Here is an 18095-nt window from a genome sequence, read left to right as displayed (position 1 = left end):
TTAATCAGCTCCAACAATCGCCAGGAGATCACTCATTTTCTTCAGCATGAAGTCAGGGCGATGCTTTAAAAGGGCCTCTTCTCCCTTAATAGACCAAGCCACACCTGCCGTTTTTGTCCCTGCCGCTTGACCAGACAAAATGTCATGATAATTATCACCGACCATCACCGCTTCATGCGGATCACTTCCAAGCTTTGATAATGCAAGCTGAACAGGCTCCGGATGCGGCTTCTCATTTTGTACATCATCGAGCGTCACAATGACCTCAAAGAACGGCTCTAAACCGGTCAGCTTCAATCCCATTAAAACCGTATCCCGTATCTTCGTTGTGACAATACCGAGCTTAAATCCTCGATCCTGCAGGACTTTCAATGTGTCTAAAACGGTCTCATATTCAGTCACAAGCTGATCATGCTGCTTATGATTAAACGTGCGGTACATCTGAATCATGTCATCCGTCAACTCAGGATCCATCGCAGAGAATGTATCAAACAAGGACGGACCAATGAAATGAAGAATATCCTCACGGCTGTACTGACCAGGGTAATAATGATCCAGCGTATGCTGAAATGAAGCAATAATTAATTCATTTGTATTGATTAATGTGCCATCTAAATCAAATAGCACTGTGTTGATCGTCGATTCGTTCATATGGCTTCCTTTCTAACAGCTGCATGTTCCCGCTTCCGCCAAATATAGCTAATGGCAGCTGTCAATAAAATTGCAGAAATCAGGCGGATCACAAGAAGCGGCCATACTGGAATACCAAGTGGAATAAAAACCAGCGTATCTTCGACCACCGCATGGCAGGCAACGAGGAAAATAAAAGCAAGGGTTAAGTCCTTTTTACTCACACCGTCCTCTTCCACTGCCTTCATCATCACGCCGGCTCCATACGCCAGACCAATCGTTAATCCAGCCACCATTGTCATAGACGTATTTTCTTTCATTCCAAGCATTCTAGTAAAAGGTGACAGCCACTTAGACAGTGTATGAAGCCAACCTAAATCTCTCATGAATTGAATGATGATCATGAGCGGGATAACGATACAGGCAAGCTGCAGCACACCGAGTACTGCTTTTTGTATAGCAAGCAGAACAATCATGTACCAGCTGGAAGGCACATCAGCCGCCTGAGCTGCACTCAAAAGTCCATATTGCGCCGGCTCCTCGCCTCCCTGCCAAACGAGATGAATGACAATAGCAGAAATAACAGCAAGACTGATTCTAACCAGCAAAATCACAGATACTCTCAGTCCAACCTTTGCTGCCACTGTCGATTCGATGATCAGGTTATGGCAAAAGGACAACATCACTGCCAAAATAAACACTTCCTTCACAGGAAGCTCTAATGTCAAAATGGCTGCAATTCCCGCATACAAATTCAGCATGTTTCCTAATACAAGCGGAATCGCTGCTTCCCCCGAAAGACCAAACAGCCCCATAAATGGCTGAATGAATCGGATGATCCAATCCATGACAGGCGTATGCTGCAAGATACTGACGAGAATAGTTACTGGAAAGATAACTTTGCCAAGAGTCCAAGTTGTCGATAGCCCTGCTTTCAAGCCGTTTTTCCATGTCTCTCTCATCTCTTCTCATCCCCCCTGCTTAATTCGATGAATTGTTCTCTTTATACGGAATTGATGCGTATCCTTTCATTCTTCTAAAGAAAATCAGTAGAACAGCCACTGCGAATATCGCAATCGAAATCATCTGTGCGATTCGAAGATGTTCTGTCAGCATTAAGCTGTCTGTTCTCATCCCTTCAATGAAGAAACGGCCGATTGAATACCAAATTAAATAAGACAAGAAGATTTCGCCTCTGCGCAGCGAAGTTCTTCGTAATAAAATCAATATGACAACACCGGCAAGATTCCATAATGATTCGTATAAGAACGTCGGGTGATAATAGGTACCATCAATATACATTTGATTAATGATAAACTCAGGCAGATGCAAATTTTCTAAAAAGGCTCTTGAAACCGCCTCACCATGCGCTTCTTGGTTAATAAAGTTCCCCCAGCGTCCAATTGCCTGCCCTAGTAAAATACTTGGTGCTGCGACATCAGCTATTTTCCAAAACGATACCTTTCTCACTTTTGTAAAAACGATGGCTGTCAGCACGGCACCAATCAGCCCGCCGTGAATCGCAATTCCACCATTCCAGATTTTAATGATTTCGTTTGGATGCTGCTGATAGTAATCCCATTCGAAGGATACATAATAAATTCGGGCACAAATAATCGCGATTGGAATGGCAAATAAGATTAAGTCAATAAACAGATCTTTATTGATTCCTCTTTTTTCACATTCTCTCAGTGCGAGCCAGAGTCCAAGCAAGGCTCCGACCCCAATAATCACACCATACCAATGAACCGAAATAGGTCCGAGCTGAAAAGCGATCGGATCAATTGGCTGAATTGCTTCGTTCATATAGTCAACTCCTATTCATCTTGGCCATTGTCTTCAATGACATCGGCAAGTTTACTTGTAAATTGTTCTGCTGCATTATGTCCCATACGTTTCAGCCTGAAGTTCATCGCAGCCACTTCAATGATAACCGCTAAGTTTCGACCTGGCCGCACAGGGATCGTCAGCTTCGGCACATCTGTATCAATAATTCTCATTTTCTCTTCTTCAAGTCCTAAACGATCATACTGTTTGCCTTGTTCCCAAAGCTCCAGATTCATCACAATCGTAATTCTCTTATAACTTCTGACAGCGCCTGCTCCAAATAAGGTCATCACATTAATAATGCCTAACCCGCGGATTTCTAAAAGATGTTCAATCAGCTCTGGTGCACTTCCGACTAACGTATCCTGATCCTCTTGACGGATTTCCACGCAATCGTCTGCAACGAGGCGATGTCCCCTCTTCACTAATTCTAAGGCTGTTTCACTTTTTCCTACTCCGCTTTTCCCAATTAATAATACACCTACACCATATACATCGACGAGCACACCATGAATGGCAGTCGTTGGTGCCAGCTTACTTTCTAAAAAGTTGGTCAATCGACTCGAAAGTCTTGTCGTTTTTAGGCTAGATCGTAAAACGGGCACGCCATTTTCATTTGATGCTTCGATTAATTCCTTCGGCACATCACGATCTCGAGACAGAATAATGGCAGGGGTAATATCTGTACAAAGAGACATCATTCTCTGCTTTCGTTCGCGTTCTGGGAGCTGTTCAAAAAAAGAAAGCTCTGTTTTCCCTAAAAGTTGAACTCTTTCTTTTGGGTAATATGTAAAATAACCAGCCATTTCAATACCTGGTCTGGAAAGATCACTGATTGTAATGGGACGATTAATCCCTTCTTCCCCACTTACCAGTTCAAGATGAAATTGTTCCATTATGTCCTTCGTACGAACTTTCGGCACGCTTCTTCCTCCTTTTATCACAGGCGATTCAGAAATACAGCTCTATTTTATCACTTTCAATGATGAACCCAAAACAGTATTTTATCCTGTTCCTGTTTCACCGCCCTCACTGGTATAGACAACTATACTTAAAAAGAGTAAACTTAAATGAAAGATAACGAATAAGGGGGCTCAAACATGAGCGGTTCTTTATTGCTCTCCAATATTCATATTGTGACAAAGACAAAGATCATTGAAAACGGTTTTGTCGGTTTACGCGATGGCAAGATTGACTATATTTCAACATCACCACCGACAGGAAATTATGAAAAAGTATATATTTCCCGGGAAAACTTTTATTTACTCCCTGGAATGATTGATATTCACATCCATGGTGGATATGGTGCAGACATGATGGATGCGACAGCAGAAGCGATGAATACACTCGCTGACAACCTTCCATCAGAAGGAACGACAAGTTTTTTAGCGACAACCATTACACAAAACCATCATGAGATTGAGCAGGCACTTAAAAATGTCGCTCAGTGGAAACAAAGTAATGAAGAACATGCAGGAAGTCAGGCGCAATGTCTAGGAATCCACCTAGAAGGTCCATTTATTTCTAAAGATAAGGCAGGGGCACAGCCTGTTCAATGGATTAAACAGCCCGATATTCCGCTTTTTAAAAAATGGCTGGATGCATCTGAACAGCTAATTCGAATTGTCACGTTTGCGCCTGAGGAAGACACAGATTTTGCTTTTCTGTCCCTGTTACAGGAAAAGAACATGATCCCTTCTATTGGACATACGAATGCCCAACATGACATGATTAATTTAGCAGCTAAGCATGGTGCACGCCATGTAACGCACCTTTATAATGCACTGAGTTCGTTTCAGCATCGTGAACCGAACGCTGTAGGTGCTGCTCTTACGAATGAGAACCTTTATACCGAGCTGATCACAGATGGGGTTCACTCCCATCCTCTTTCCATCAAGCTTGCGTATTTGGCAAAAGGAAGTGATCGTTTAATCATGATCACAGACTCGATGCGTGCAAAAGGGCTCGGTAATGGAACATACGAATTTGGTGGTCAGACGGTCACAGTCAGCGGCGAAAAAGCATTGCTGGAAGATGGTACACTTGCAGGATCGATTTTGCGAATGAAAGATGGCGTCAAACGGATGAAACAGCTCACAAATTGTGAGTGGACAGAGATTGCGAAAATGACCTCAACCAATGCAGCCGCTCAGCTGGGACTTGATCAACAGCTCGGTTCCATCGAAATTGGAAAACTAGCAGATTTGGTGATTTGGGATGAATCTGGTGAACTGATGATGACGATCTGCCGTGGACAAATCGTCTTTGAAAAAAAGGAGGCCAACCACTAATGAACATCATCGAATTTGAAAGCAAGGAGCAATTAGGAAAAGAAGCAGCCGCCATTATTGCACATGCAATAGCTGCTAAACCCGATGCCGTACTCGGCCTAGCAACGGGCGGTACACCTATTGATACTTACAAAGAGTTAATTCAACTTCATCAAGCACATCAATTGTCTTTCAAGCAAACAAAAACAATCAATTTAGATGAATATGCAGGGCTTGATCCAGAACACGAAAATAGTTATATGACCTACATGAAACGTCATTTATTTGACCATATTGATCTCCCTCAGAGTCAGTATTTTCTTCCAAATGGCAATGCAGCTCACTTAGAAAAGGAATGCTTAAGATATGACCAGCTTATTGAGGATGTAGGTGGCATCGATCTTCAGCTCCTTGGAATCGGTCAAAATGGACATATCGGTTTTAACGAACCTGGTACCCCTTTCAACTCAAAGACTCATGTCGTGCAATTAGATGAGAACACGAGACAGGCTAACGCAAGATACTTTTCTTCTATTGATGAGGTACCTACTCATGCGATCACAATGGGAATTGCGAGCATTCTTTCAAGTAAAAAGATTCTCCTTCTTGCTTCGGGAAAATCAAAAGCGAAAGTGATACAATATTTAGAACAGGCAGAGATTCATCCAGACTTCCCAGCATCTGCACTGAAACTCCATGAAGATGTAACAGTTTTGATTGATCGAGAAGCTGGATCACTACGCTAAAAACGAGAGGATTTTCACATGTTTATTGATAAGCAGTCACCTATTCCGATGTACCATCAGATTATGGAGAACTTGAAAAAGCAGATTGAGGATGGAACATTAGCACCTGATACACTCATTCCTTCTGAAAGAGAATATGCCGAACGCTTTGGTATTAGTCGAATGACTGTCAGACAAGCCTTATCGAATCTTGTGAACGAAGGATATTTGTATCGACAAAAAGGTAAAGGCACTTTTGTTAGCCGAAAAAAATTTGAACAGCCGCTTCAAGGCTTAACAAGCTTTTCAGAGGATATGCGGCAGCGAGGGCTCAAAGCATCAAGCCAGCTGATTGACTTCAAAAAAACCGTATGTCCAGAGCACTTGCTGACAGCCTTACAACTGTCAACTAGTGATGATGTCTTTGAACTAAAACGGATACGCCTTGCAAATGATGAACCGATGGCGATTGAAACGAGCTATATACCTGAAAGATTTGCAGGAGATTTAACAAAGGAACATTTAACTGGCTCTTTATATGAATATATAGAAACTCACACTGGTCATGTCATTGCTCATGCCAAACAGGAGCTTGAAGCCAATGTTGCCTCAAAGGAAGAAGCACACTTGCTGTCTATTTCAACAGGCGATCCTGTACTGTCCATAACAAGAACGACTTTTTTTCAACAAGACGTTCCATTTGAGTATGTAGTTTCCGTTTATAGAGGGGATCGTTACAAGCTCATTCATACAATGGAAAGATAAACAGTGCCCCTGACACGGAGCACTGTTTTTTTATTTCCTAAGAAATTTTGTTTCATTATCATTTTTTGTATGAATTTTCCATATTGGTGAAATGGCTTTTCCTTGGAAACGATCTTTTGCTACAGTGTACCAATAATAATCTTCATTTGGCTTTAAGCCCTTCCACTCAAAGCTCGCTTTTTTGCCGCTTTTTACGCCGCGCGCTTCTCCTAGAAGAACATTCGTATACACATTGAGTTCAAAATAATTGGTTTTGACAGATTTCATTTTCGGTGTCAAATCCACATCGATTGAAAATTCATCTTGATCTCCATACGTTTTAGGATCGTAAAAATGCTCTTTATTCAAGTAAGGTGAATATGTCGTAAAATGAAGCTGATTTTTTTCTTGATCGGCTGTTATGACCCTCATAAACCCTTGCCCACCTTCAGGTCCTGACTGATAATCGGCGAGTATTTGATATACTTTCCTGTCTGCTTTTCCATCATGGTCATCATCAAGCTCATCTACTTTCCTGCTGGCTCCATGGTAGTGGCCGCTAAATACTGCCACAATATTAGGATGGCGTTTCACCACTTGGTGGAAGATGAGCTCGCCAATCGGGCTTCGGTTGCCGCTCACTAACAAATACTCATGGAAATTTAAAATGACAATACGATCTGGATGCTCAGAAATCACGCGGTTTAACCAATCAATTTCATCCTGCTTAATCCCCCAGCCCATGTACACCATCATATAATCATTGCCGCCGGCAGAGATGAGATCATAATGACCTTTATTGTTTCGATAGGATTCACCATAGTAAGGCTTATCAGCAAAACGTTTTTCCCCGAAATATTTCCCGTATTCCGCATATAAACCGTCCTTGTGTCTAACATCATGATTTCCTGCTAAAACACCATAGGGAATGTGATTCTCATCTAATACACGCATAAATGTATCAGCACGGTGCCATTGCTTATCCTTTGAATCATCCACAATATCGCCTGTATGGAACACATATTGAATGTTTAATTTCTCCCTCTGATCTCTGATCCATTCGACCATTTGTTTAAAGATATGAGGATAGCTCTTTGCATAATATTGAGTGTCAGACATCCACACCATCTTATATGGCTTTTGTGATTTGCTGATTTCATCCTGTACTAGCAAATCAAACGTTTGATTCTTCATGTACTGTCTCACTGACAGCAGCCCTTTTAGGTAAAATTCCTTTTGATCCTTGGCAAAGTGATGAGTGATTTTATCCCACTTTTCCTGCTGGTGATTCCATGCGTACATTGTCACCTTTCTCCCCGACAATGAACTCCCTTTCCATACAGCTTCGACGACATCCTTTTCGCGCACATCATGATGAACCTTAATTTGAAAACGATGATAAGGAAAACGTTGTAAATCCTTCGTTTCAACTGCCTTCCCATCAACAAATGCAATGCGGTTCCTTTCTTGATCAGAAAAAATCATTTCTCCTTTTTGAAGAAAACTCTTTGGCGGCTCTGTCTCTGCTGCATACTTAAAAATCTTCATTGAAGGATGCAGCGATGTATATTGATAGGCACGATAAAAAGAGTAATCTAACTTATCATTGGTTGGATCCTTGGTTAGCACAGTTTGCTTTGATGATTTCATTTTCGTCTTATCTGCCACCCGTTCTGGTGTTTCTGGATGCTCATGTACGGTCTTGAACTCTTTTTTCAACGTCGACATGTTCCCAGCAGCGTCTTTTGCTTTGATCATAAACGTGTGCTTCCCAGGCTTTAATTCACTAGAGGACGTCTGATATGGCAAAGAAACTGGTTTGCCATCTACATACGCCTTCAACTCCTCTATGTCACTCCAGCGATCCGTTACTTTTGCTTTTAATGTAAAGGCGCCTTTATATTGATCCTTTGCTTGTACGTTGGTCTTAATTCTCGGCCCAGTGTTATCAACTTTCACACGTACTGAAGCATGCTCGTCTGAGGTTTTGGCCTCAATTAGGTGTGGCCCTTCTTTCAGCCTTTTTGTATCCCACTTTATATAGGTTGAGACATAAGCCTCTTTTGGAATCTCAAATTGAAACGTTCTAACCTTTTTTGCGTTCCCGCTGTCTCCCATTCTCCATTCCTTTTGCGGCTTCGCATTGATTGGCTGAATTTGTGTTCCATTCGATAAGATCATCCTGACGTTTTTCAATTCAAAATCATCATGATTCTCTCCAGGGAGCCTGTCTATCGGAGAAGACTTTGTGCCAGCGTGGAATGAGATCGTTTGGAGACCTGCCTTTTTTATCTCTTCTTCTGGTATTGGCATTGTATAGGTACGGTACACTTTTGTCGAATCATCAAAAACAGAAAGTAAACGCTTACCTATAGACACCCCATTTTTAAAATATAAATTTGTTCCTTTGACATCAAATGCGATATATGGATCTGCTTCAAGGGCAGCGGATACTTGCTGATTCCGTTTTCCATCAATCCGTAATTCGATGCTTTTTTTCTGATCAGACGTTGCCTTTAATGAAAATAACCCTGAAACCGTATCTCCCTCTTCTACATTGAATCGGAGACCGTGGGCTTTGCTAACCTGCTCAACATCAACCGTTTTTTTCAACGTTTTGGCTTCATTTTCGCCATCTGACGCTTCAAGCTGATATTCCAATTGTTCCTTCCCAATCAACTCAGGTGAATAAATAATATGATGAAATAACCGGTCATTTTGGTCTTTTTGCAGCAGTATTTCCTTGAACGCTTCTTTTCGATTCGTTCGATAACGCAGCTTGACGGTTTTCACGGCCTGATCATCCTGGACATCTGCTTTAATCTCTACGCTTTCAGTTGGTTTCACCGGTTTCCTTATCGTCATATCTTCAATCACAGGTTTATGGATATCTTGAGAAATTTCCTTTTTCTCAGATGGAATTTGTGCTTTTAGCACTTTACCTGGAGTGGGCTCTTCCTCAATTTTCGAAATCAGCTTCGTCTGCGTCGTACCATCCATTGGATACTTAAACAGCAAGGATTTATGCTCGCTAAACCATGATGGCTTCAAACGAAATGCGGCAGAAGAAATCTCTTCACCTATATTTGTTGTGATCGAAACAAGACGAGATTTAGAGTTGGACAGCCCTTTGCTCTCGATAATGGTTAGATGCTCGCCCTCTTTTAATTGGGTTTTGTACATGGCATTAAAGTCCGCTACAGTTAAATGCTCCTGCCCTTTTTTTCTCAGCCAAAAAACATAAGGTTTTCCAGGTGAAATGGTGATTGGATTTTTATGAAAGGAATATACATCATCCAATTCGATACCCTGCGTGGGATTGCGGTAGCGGAGCTGATAATGTTTAAGTGAGATAGGCGCATGTGTCGTGTTATACACTTCGATAAACTCAAAAGCATCTTTGCCTTTTCGGTTTTTTGAATTAACGACAATTTCTGTGATGAATAAGTCCGGAATATGCGAAAGATCCTCTTCAAATCCATTTAAATGAACCGATTTCTCTGCTGTTTTGATCACTGATTTTTGCGTAAGGAACTCTGTATAGTAATGAACGGTTGGATTCCATAATTGATCTGGCGGAATTTTCGCTGTAAATTCTGGCTTCATTCCGGGCAGCCGTTCCATTGGAATCAAGCGATACCCCAGTTCATCACTTTGTTTATAATACAAGTTCGCAGACAAAATCTGTTCTTGGTCACTAATGGACGCACGAAACTGAAGGTCATGGCTTTTTCCTTGAACCGGGCGGACATCCACATGAAATTGATCAAAGATAAAAGGCGAAAAAGGCTTGTCCGGTACATTCACTTCTGTTTGAAGAAAAGGCCTTGCTGAAGCAGGCTGACTGAAACAAAAAAGAATGATAAAAAAACATAAAAGCATGATTTGTCTGCTCACGTTCACCATCTTGCACCGCCTCCCTTCGGATATTGTGTCTCCTGAAGGTGGTTTTTATGTCAGATGGAACGGAGAAACGATACAAATTTGCACAAAAAAACCGTTAGCTTTTTTTCGCTAACGGCTCTACGATTCCTTTTTGTATCAACAGATGGAAAATGGACAAAATGACAGCCATCCAAATGGCCGTTCCGAATCCATCAATGTTAAAGCTATCTCCCATAAAGCTCGATGTCATCATGAGTGTAATGGCATTGATGACAAATAAGAACAATCCTAGAGAAAGGACGGTCACTGGAAGCGTTAAAATGATCAAAAACGGCTTCACTAAAATATTGAGCAAGGACAAAATGATACTTGCCACAATGGCTGCGCCAAACCCTTCAATATACACGCTCCCGAGCCCAGGCAGAATGCCTGAATCAAAATATCCAGCAATGACGATTAAAAGTAATGCATTTACTAAAATACTGACGATCCATCTAAGCATTTATTTAGTGCCTTCTTCCGGAACAACAAAATACCAGATGAAGTAGATCAGAAAGATCGGCATAAATGCTGTCAAAAATCCGATGATGACGGTTAAAATGCGAAGCAGCGATGCATCAACACTTAAATATTCCGCAAGTCCACCAACAACACCCGCTATTTTTTTATCTGTTGCTGAACGATAAAGTTTCTTCATGTAGAATCACTCCTTGTCTGATTGGTGCTTTACTTGTATTGAGCCTGTTTTTGTTTCTGCAAAAATGGATATACTGTGCGCCGCTTGTTGATTGGCTTTGATCATTTTCTCTTTTTGTAATGTTTCATTTTTTTCTTTAATCATCTCTGCATCAAGTAAATCATGAGAGATAGACCCGAGATTGCTTTTCAGCTCAGCGGTCACTGCACATGCGCGCGGGATCTGAACGTCCACACTGCCTGTTGTCGTTTTCGCATAGATGGAACGGCACTTTTCATCTGACAGCTGAACCGCAATATTTCCGTTAAAGCTTTGGGCATCAATTGATTCACTTTTCCCGCGCAGGTCTATGAGCCCATTGATGGTTTCTACTTCAATCATACCACACTCGTGATCTGCCAGTTTGATTTGTCCGTTTGCTGTTTCAATTCCGACTTTTTCTGCCTGTAACGAGGCAAAAGAGACAACACCATTTGTGGTTTTCGCGGCAAGTTCTTTTGTCTTTAGCTTTTCCCCGCGAATCGGCCCATTAAACAGCTTGACCTTGATCTTATCGTATTGGATACGCGGTACGTATAAAGTAACATTGACTTTCATCGTCTTCTTTTCGGTTCGAATAAAAAATTTATCTCCTTCAAGCCCGCAGTCCAATTGATTGAGAAATTGCTGCCTTGCCTGCTCTCCATCCTCTGCACGGTAGATTTTCGCATGACACTCTGCTCGAATATCTCGATCGTCCCAAGGCATCACGTTGAGGCTGCCGTTCGCTAATTGAATATCTAAATGAGAGAGCGATGCGTCTTTGAACTGAAAAATATGCTCAACATCAACGGACTGTCCAAAGTTCAAATCAAGATCCACGTCTTTTACCTTTTTCACCGCAGTATCTAACCAGCCAAACAGCTTTGCCCCAAGATTTTCGGTGCCGTTTCCTTTACTCTCTGCTCCAGCTTTTTCTTCATGAAAGGTGTGATCATCCGTAGACTTTTCTAATGAGACGGACTGACCTTCTTCTAATTTTTCTAACAGCGTAATTGCTTCTTTTGCTGATAATACCCCGTCTTCTACTAATTTTAAAATTCGTTCTTTTTCATTCATACAAAGCCCTCCTAAGATTTGATGGATTGAAGTACTTTAATACCTTGAATGATATTCCAAATGACAGAGATCAAAAAGCCAATGGCTACTAAAAAAGACAAGATGAACACCGTCATGACTGGAATGAGCGAGTCGCCTGCCTGTGTCGCCAATAAAAACGGGATAGACCCAAAAACCAATAGAATGCATGCTGCGACCGGCAAAAGATGTGACCATAATGCCCGCATCGCATGCCGTTTCGTTTCCTTTTGGTCTACTACAAAAACCGCCACGATCGGTACGATAAACGGCATAAAAAATACACTAAAGTAACAAATAGAAGCAATAATCGACTGATCTCTATTCATATATATTCGCTCCTTCATAACGAAAATTCCTTTCTAACTCATACGTTTATTGCGTATAAAAAGTTTCAAAATCATTCGATTTACATATGACCTTAGACACAAATTATTTCTTTTTGCACCTAAGAGTAGATTCTTCACAGATTACCCTTTAAAATATGTTGAAAAGATGGTGATTATCATTATAGGGGGTAATTATTTTGACAGATCATCATAATTCAAACCACACGGCTCAAACGCTTTTAGACCTTATACAGAAACAGAAAAGCATGAACAGCGATATGATCAAGGAGCTTGAGACCATTCATCCGTCTCATCCAAAGTATGGTGATATCCGTTATTTAAAGGTACTGCTCGACAGCAGCAGCACGCATATTTTAAAGGATTTAACGCACCTCAGTAATTTAATGCCGAAGGAAGATGTGCAATAAAAGAAAAACCCCTCGATAAAAAGAGGGGTTTTCTTTATGAAGAAGTCACACTTTCTGTTTCTTTGACCAGCTGTTTCATACGCTTACGGTCACGCTCTAAAATAGGCTTCAAGTATTGGCCTGTGTAAGATGCTTCTTCTTTTGCAATGTCCTCAGGAGTGCCAGAGGCAATGATCGTTCCGCCGCCTGCACCGCCTTCTGGTCCGAGATCAACGAGGTAATCAGCAGCCTTGATAATGTCAAGGTTGTGCTCAATGACCAGCACCGTATCACCGTTCTCAACCAAACGCTGAAGCACTTTTAATAAACGGGCAATATCATCCACATGCAGACCTGTTGTCGGCTCGTCCAAAATGTAAAGAGACCTTCCGTTTGAACGGCGGTGAAGCTCAGATGCCAATTTCACGCGCTGCGCCTCTCCTCCGGACAATGTCGTTGCAGGCTGTCCAAGTGTAATGTATCCAAGCCCCACATCATAAATCGTTTGAAGCTTCCGCTTAATTTTCGGGATATTCTCGAAAAATTGGAGTGCGTCCTCCACCGTCATTTCCAGCACATCAGCAATGTTCTTCCCTTTATATGTGACCTCAAGAGTTTCACGGTTATAACGTTTCCCGTGACACACTTCACAAGGTACATACACATCTGGCAAAAAGTGCATTTCAATTTTAATGATGCCATCCCCGCGGCACGCCTCACAGCGCCCGCCTTTGACGTTAAAACTGAATCTGCCTTTTTTATAACCTCTTACCTTTGCTTCGTTGGTTTGTGCAAACACATCCCGCACATCATCAAAGACACCTGTATACGTGGCAGGGTTCGATCTCGGTGTACGGCCAATTGGAGATTGATCAATATCAATGACCTTATCCAAATGATCCATTCCTTTGATTTCTTTGTGCTGCCCTGGCTTTGCCTTCGCTCTGTGCAATTTTTGTGAAAGTGATTTTAATAGAATTTCATTCACAAGCGTACTTTTCCCTGAGCCGGATACTCCGGTCACAGCTGTAAAGACGCCAAGAGGAAACTTCGCATTCACGTTTTTCAGGTTGTTTTCTTTTGCACCTTTTATCTCAATATAGCGGCCGTCAGGCTTTCTTCTCTCAATTGGCAGCGGAATAAATTTCTCACCAGATAAATATTGCCCTGTTAATGATTTCGGGTCCTTCATGACTTCTTCTGGCGTTCCAGCTGAAATCACTTCTCCTCCATGAACTCCTGCTCCAGGTCCAATATCTATTAAATAGTCAGCGGCTAGCATGGTATCTTCATCATGCTCGACGACAATCAGTGTGTTCCCGATGTCGCGCATGTTTTTCAACGTCCCGATCAACCGGTCATTATCGCGCTGATGCAGACCAATGGATGGTTCATCTAATATATAAAGAACACCTGTCAGCCTTGACCCGATTTGAGTCGCCAGACGAATCCGCTGCGCTTCTCCACCTGATAGTGTGCCAGCTGACCGGCTCAAATTCAGATAATCTAATCCCACATTATTTAAGAAAGACAGGCGCTCTTTTATTTCACGCAAAATGAGCTGGGCAATCTGCAAATCTTTCTCAGACAACTCGATTTTTTCATAGAAATCAAGGGCATCAGAGACAGACAAATCGGTGATTTCTCCGATATGCTTGCCATTGATGAGAACCGCCAGCGTTCCTTTTTTCAGACGATATCCTTTACATGTCGGACATGGCTGATTCGCCATATATTTTTCCATTTGCTCACGAATATAATCAGAGCTGGTTTCTTTATAGCGTCGTTCAATATTACGAAGAACACCTTCAAACTCAATTTCATTTTCACGTACCTGTCCAAAATCATTTTCGTATTTAAAATAAATCCGTTCAGATCCGCTTCCATATAAAATTTTATCAAATAAATGCGATGGGATATCTTTCACAGGAATGTCCATGTCGATGCCATAATGTGTACATACGGCCTCAAGAAGCTGAGGATAGTATTGCGAGCTTTGCGGCTCCCATGGTGCAATGGCATGCTGACGTAAAGTCAGATCCTTATTAGGAATGACAAGCTCAGGGTCGACTTCTAGTTTGGAACCGAGCCCATCACAGCTCGGGCAGGCACCAAAAGGACTATTAAATGAAAACATTCTCGGCTCAAGTTCACCAATAGAGAACCCGCAATGCGGACAAGCATGATGTTCGCTGAATAACAGCTCTTCTTGTCCAATCACATCAATCATCACTCGGCCTTCGCCCAGCCGCAGCGCGGTTTCAAGTGAGTCAGACAGACGAGCAGCCACACCTTCCTTCACCACGATACGATCAATAACCACTTCAATGGAATGCTTCTTGTTCTTTTCAAGCTCGATATCTTCTGAAAGGTCTTCCATCTCTCCATCGACTCTCACTCGCACATAGCCCTGCTTCCGAATTTGATCAAGTACTTTCACATGTGTTCCTTTGCGGCCGGAAACAACTGGCGCAAGCACTTGTAATTTCGTTCTTTCAGGATACTCTAAAATACGATCTGTCATCTGCTCAATCGTTTGTGACGTAATTTCAATCCCATGTATAGGACAAATCGGTTTTCCGACTCGAGCATACAAGAGACGCAAATAATCATAAATTTCAGTGACAGTACCAACTGTTGATCTAGGGTTTCGGCTCGTCGTTTTCTGGTCAATACTAATCGCCGGAGAAAGACCTTCAATGGCATCTACATCCGGTTTATCCATTTGCCCAAGAAATTGGCGTGCATACGCTGAAAGAGATTCAACGTACCTGCGCTGACCTTCTGCATAAATGGTATCAAAGGCAAGCGACGATTTTCCTGAACCAGATAATCCCGTAATGACCACTAGCTGGTCACGCGGGATATTCACATCAATATTTTTAAGGTTGTGGGCTCTAGCACCTTTCACCTCTATTCGTTCCATAGCCATCAGGCAATCATCCTTCCGCTTTTAGCTCTAGCAATAGATCTCTTAATTCTGCTGCTTTTTCAAAATCAAGCGCTTTTGCTGCATCTTTCATTTCCATCTCGACTTTTTCGATCACTTTTTCTCTTTCTTTTTTGCTCATTTTCGAAAGCTTTGGTGCTGCTTTTGTTTCGTATTCTTCCGAATCCTCATGTATCTTTGTTGCCTTAATAACATCTCGAATTTTCTTATGGATGGTTTGTGGGGTAATCCCAAATTTCTCGTTATATGCTTCTTGCTGTTCTCGTCTTCGCTTCGTTTCTTGAATCGCAATGTCCATCGATTTCGTCATATTGTCTGCATACATAATGACCCGGCCTTCTGCATTTCTCGCTGCACGGCCAATCGTCTGGATGAGGGATCTTTCAGAGCGCAAAAAGCCTTCTTTATCCGCATCTAAAATGGCCACGAGCGACACCTCTGGAATATCCAGTCCTTCACGAAGAAGGTTGATTCCAACAAGCACATCATATTTACCGAGACGCAAATCACGGATAATCTCAATCCGCTCAAGGGTCTTAATTTCTGAATGCAGGTAATTCACCTTGATTCCGATTTCTTTTAAGTAATCTGTGAGATCCTCAGACATTTTCTTCGTTAGTGTGGTCACAAGCACACGCTCATTTTTCTCAATTCGTGCATGAATTTCTCCAATTAAGTCATCAATTTGTCCTTCAATTGGGCGCACCTCAATAATTGGATCAAGTAATCCTGTTGGACGAATAATTTGTTCCACAACCTCAGGCGTTTTCTCAAGCTCGTATGGACCAGGCGTTGCTGATACATGCACGATATGATTGATATGCTTTTCAAACTCATCAAAGGTGAGCGGTCTGTTATCAAGTGCTGATGGCAGGCGGAATCCGTGATCAACCAACACTTGTTTTCTCGCTTGGTCTCCGTTGTACATGGCGCGGATTTGCGGAATCGTCACATGCGACTCATCGACAACAATCATAAAATCATCTGGGAAATAATCAAGCAGTGTGTAAGGTGTTGAACCAGGAGGACGCAAGGTCAGATGTCTTGAATAATTCTCGATCCCTGAACAAAAGCCCATCTCTCTCATCATCTCAAGGTCATATCTTGTCCGCTGCTCAAGGCGCTGCGCCTCAAGTAATTTTCCATTTTCGCGAAGCTTTTCAAGCTGTTCTTCTAGCTCTTCTTCAATATTGATAATGGCTTTTTCCATTTTTTCTTCTCTTGTGACGAAGTGAGATGCTGGGAAAATGGCCACATGGTCACGATCACCAAGTATTTCTCCAGTCAGCGCATCCACTTCACGAATACGTTCAATTTCATCACCGAAAAACTCCACTCTGATACAATGCTCATCTCGTGAAGCAGGAAAAATCTCAACGACGTCTCCTCTGACTCGGAAGGTTCCGCGCTGAAAATCTATATCATTACGAGAATACTGAATATCCACCAGCTTACGAAGGAGCTGATTGCGTTCAATCTCCATTTCAGTGCGCAAAGACAGCACAAGCTCTCTGTATTCCTCTGGCGAACCTAAGCCATAAATACAGGACACACTGGCAATGATGATGACATCCCTTCTCTCAAATAACGAGGAAGTAGCCGAGTGTCTCAGCTTATCAATCTCATCATTGATGCTGGCATCTTTCTCAATAAATGTATCGGTCTGAGGTACATATGCCTCTGGCTGATAATAATCATAGTAACTCACAAAATATTCAACAGCATTATTCGGGAAAAACTCCTTGAATTCACTGTATAACTGACCGGCAAGTGTCTTATTATGCGCAATGACAAGCGTCGGTTTGTTCACTTCTTTGATCAGGTTGGAGACTGTAAAGGTCTTTCCCGTACCTGTAGCACCTAACAGCGTTTGATGCTGTTTCCCCTGATGGATCCCCTCAACAAGCTTTTCAATCGCCTTTGGCTGATCTCCTTGGGGCTGATAGTTAGAAACTAATTCAAAGCGGTCACTCACATCAAAGCCTCCGTTTCGTTACGAAATCTATCTAATGAATATATTATCATAAAAGAACACAAAAATACGAACTAAAGTTCGGCTCTCACTTGATTTTTATTTCCAATACAGTCATACCCTCTCTCCCTTGGCAAATAACCCTCTTAAGAAAACCTTCCTTTCAGTATGGAACATTTTGGAGTGAGATATTCGATGAGCAGAAAAAGAAAGCTGTGCTTACTAGAAATCGTAAGCACAGCTCTTGTTTAAAACATGTCAGCTTTCAGCATTGAGATAACATCATTGATGTTTTTCAGCTTTTTCTCTCTTTTCGATTTCTTTTTTAGCCATAAACAAAGCCCCAGCTACTAAAGAAATAATATCTAATCCCACAATAAAGTAGGTTTCTGTATAGCCTTTCATATACGAAGCAAATAAAAGCGCTGCTGTTAACGCAATGCCTACGTAATGATTATAAGTAACCTTTGAAAATAAAATAACGAGCAGGAAAGGAAAAACTAGTGCAAATATGGCTTTTGTAATCACAAAAACCCTCCCTCT

At 41.8% G+C, this 18095-nt stretch carries 16 protein-coding genes; 4 read left to right on the top strand and 12 right to left on the bottom strand.

Translation table 11 applies throughout. The features are described from left to right. From ppaX to hprK, 4 genes are read right to left on the bottom strand one after another with little or no spacing between them, the layout of a single operon-like run. Entirely contained in the window at positions 1-651 is a 651-nt protein-coding gene (ppaX, locus tag AMR95_RS03100) for a pyrophosphatase PpaX (protein ID WP_058837563.1), read from the bottom strand. After that, on the bottom strand, positions 648-1592 hold the full coding sequence (locus AMR95_RS03095; RefSeq protein WP_039181688.1) for a nucleoside recognition domain-containing protein: 945 nt from the start codon (positions 1590-1592) through the stop codon (positions 648-650). Before AMR95_RS03095 ends, ppaX begins: the two co-directional genes overlap by 4 nt. Positions 1593-1611: 19 nt before the next feature. Next, a complete protein-coding gene (gene lgt / locus AMR95_RS03090; RefSeq protein WP_039181691.1) occupies positions 1612-2436 on the bottom strand; it encodes a prolipoprotein diacylglyceryl transferase in 825 nt (274 codons plus the stop codon). Between the two features lie 11 nt (positions 2437-2447). Next, positions 2448-3380, bottom strand: coding sequence for an HPr(Ser) kinase/phosphatase (gene hprK, locus AMR95_RS03085; RefSeq protein WP_024423572.1), 933 nt, complete (start codon positions 3378-3380; stop codon positions 2448-2450). A 177-nt stretch (positions 3381-3557) separates the two neighbouring features. Between hprK and nagA the strand changes: the two genes are divergently transcribed. The 3 genes from nagA to AMR95_RS03070 are packed head-to-tail and all read left to right on the top strand — an operon-like array spanning position 3558 to position 6217. Further along, complete coding sequence (nagA, locus tag AMR95_RS03080; RefSeq protein WP_058837562.1) at positions 3558-4748, top strand: N-acetylglucosamine-6-phosphate deacetylase; 1191 nt, start codon at positions 3558-3560, stop codon at positions 4746-4748. Then, the gene (nagB, locus tag AMR95_RS03075; protein ID WP_058837561.1) at positions 4748-5473 is read left to right on the top strand and encodes a glucosamine-6-phosphate deaminase; all 726 of its coding nucleotides are present in this window, start codon (positions 4748-4750) and stop codon (positions 5471-5473) included. Before nagA ends, nagB begins: the two co-directional genes overlap by 1 nt. Before the next feature lie 18 nt (positions 5474-5491). Beyond that, complete coding sequence (locus AMR95_RS03070) at positions 5492-6217, top strand: GntR family transcriptional regulator (protein WP_058837560.1); 726 nt, start codon at positions 5492-5494, stop codon at positions 6215-6217. A 30-nt stretch (positions 6218-6247) separates the two neighbouring features. Here AMR95_RS03070 and AMR95_RS03065 read toward each other — a convergent pair whose 3' ends face one another. The 5 genes from AMR95_RS03065 to AMR95_RS03045 form a co-directional block, all read right to left on the bottom strand. Further along, entirely contained in the window at positions 6248-10102 is a 3855-nt protein-coding gene (locus AMR95_RS03065; RefSeq protein WP_058837559.1) for a metallophosphoesterase, read from the bottom strand. 94 nt (positions 10103-10196) lie between these two features. Continuing rightward, on the bottom strand, positions 10197-10583 hold the full coding sequence (locus AMR95_RS03060) for a phage holin family protein (protein WP_024423577.1): 387 nt from the start codon (positions 10581-10583) through the stop codon (positions 10197-10199). Next, complete coding sequence (locus tag AMR95_RS03055) at positions 10584-10778, bottom strand: PspC domain-containing protein (RefSeq protein WP_024423578.1); 195 nt, start codon at positions 10776-10778, stop codon at positions 10584-10586. Positions 10779-10784: 6 nt separating this feature from the next. Then, entirely contained in the window at positions 10785-11876 is a 1092-nt protein-coding gene (locus AMR95_RS03050; protein ID WP_058837558.1) for a DUF4097 family beta strand repeat-containing protein, read from the bottom strand. 11 nt (positions 11877-11887) lie between these two features. Next, entirely contained in the window at positions 11888-12223 is a 336-nt protein-coding gene (locus tag AMR95_RS03045) for a membrane protein (RefSeq protein WP_041088094.1), read from the bottom strand. Positions 12224-12420: 197 nt separating this feature from the next. Here AMR95_RS03045 and AMR95_RS03040 point away from each other — a divergent pair, with 197 nt between their 5' ends. Continuing rightward, a complete protein-coding gene (locus AMR95_RS03040; RefSeq protein ID WP_034281058.1) occupies positions 12421-12651 on the top strand; it encodes a hypothetical protein in 231 nt (76 codons plus the stop codon). A gap of 34 nt (positions 12652-12685) precedes the next feature. Here AMR95_RS03040 and uvrA read toward each other — a convergent pair whose 3' ends face one another. The 3 genes from uvrA to AMR95_RS03025 all read right to left on the bottom strand — a co-directional run bounded on the left by uvrA (position 12686) and on the right by AMR95_RS03025 (position 18080). Further along, positions 12686-15562, bottom strand: coding sequence for an excinuclease ABC subunit UvrA (gene uvrA, locus AMR95_RS03035; protein ID WP_058837557.1), 2877 nt, complete (start codon positions 15560-15562; stop codon positions 12686-12688). A 7-nt stretch (positions 15563-15569) separates the two neighbouring features. Then, entirely contained in the window at positions 15570-17555 is a 1986-nt protein-coding gene (uvrB, locus tag AMR95_RS03030; protein WP_058837556.1) for an excinuclease ABC subunit UvrB, read from the bottom strand. Between the two features lie 279 nt (positions 17556-17834). Then, entirely contained in the window at positions 17835-18080 is a 246-nt protein-coding gene (locus AMR95_RS03025) for a CsbA family protein (RefSeq protein ID WP_025093987.1), read from the bottom strand. Positions 18081-18095 lie beyond the last annotated feature (15 nt).

Source organism: Bacillus sp. G1(2015b) (assembly GCF_001482475.1).
Taxonomy (GTDB): Bacteria; Bacillota; Bacilli; order Bacillales; family Bacillaceae; genus Bacillus; species Bacillus safensis.
Note: the sequence above shows the minus strand (reverse complement) of the source record. Positions and strands in the feature narration are given on the sequence as shown.